This is a genomic window from Bacillus cereus group sp. N21 (assembly GCF_016483395.1).
Taxonomy (GTDB): domain Bacteria; phylum Bacillota; class Bacilli; order Bacillales; family Bacillaceae_G; genus Bacillus_A; species Bacillus_A pseudomycoides.
Genome location: NZ_JAEHBX010000202.1, coordinates 1 through 971 on the forward strand (window position 1 = coordinate 1; position 971 = coordinate 971).

A 971-nucleotide genomic window follows, 5' to 3' on the forward strand; every position below is an offset into this window, starting at 1 on the left:
TGTTGATGCTGGCCATGGTGTTGATGCTGGCCATGGTGTTGATGCTGGCCATGGTGTTGATGCTGGCCATGGTGTTGATGCTGGCCATGGTGTTGTGTTTGATATAAAACAGCCTGTGGATGAATTTGATGGTGACCATGATGATGTACTTGTTGCTGATGATGTACTTGTTGCTGATGATGACCGTGTTGCTGGTGGTGACCGTGTTGCTGGTGGTGACCGTGTTGCTGGTGGTGACCATGATGTTGGTGATGACCGTGATGTTGGTGGTGACCATGATGTTGGTGGTGACCGTGATGTTGGTGGTGACCGTGATGTTGGTGGTGACCGTGATGTTGGTGATGACCGTGATGGACGTGATGACCATGAATCATTTGTGGACCTACTCCTCCTACTAGAATAGGAGCAACACCACCAAATCCTGGTTGCGGACCAACTGGTGCAGGGAAGCCAGATTGTGCCCCGCCTACAAATGTTGGAAATGTAGTTGGTGCCCCTACAGGAACTCCACCTTGCGCTCCTCCTACAAATGCCGGAAATGTAGTTGGTACTCCTATAGGAACTCCCCCCTGCGCTCCTCCCACGAATGTTGGCATTCCTGTTTGCGCTCCAGCTACAGATGTAGGAACTCCTTCTGATGATCCGCCCATCCATGTTGGGTTCCCGCCATATCCTTGTTGTCCAGCTCCTCCCATTAGCATTTGTGCATAGCCATCCTCACCTATCATAAAGCCGTGCGATGCGTTATTATCCATCCCTTTCATTTCTTTCACCTCTTTCTCTCAATTTAACCTGCCTTTGTTATCATATTTCTCATACAAGAATAGGTGTTTGTCTATAAGGGAATTCCACTCATTTTTCAGTTGTCTCAAAAAAAGAGCAGCCCTCTCATAATGATATGATCCCCTTATAGTAGACAGTAAAAAGAAAACACATTAATCTGTTTACTATAGAGGGGATTTTTTCTATGG

At 47.2% G+C, this 971-nt stretch carries 1 protein-coding gene; it reads right to left on the reverse strand.

Features of this window, described 5'->3' with window-relative positions:
• Nucleotides 1-764 (reverse strand): hypothetical protein (locus JDS96_RS32705; protein ID WP_242480039.1); only part of this gene is annotated, 764 nt, incomplete at its 3' end.
• Nucleotides 765-971: the final 207 nt, after the last annotated feature.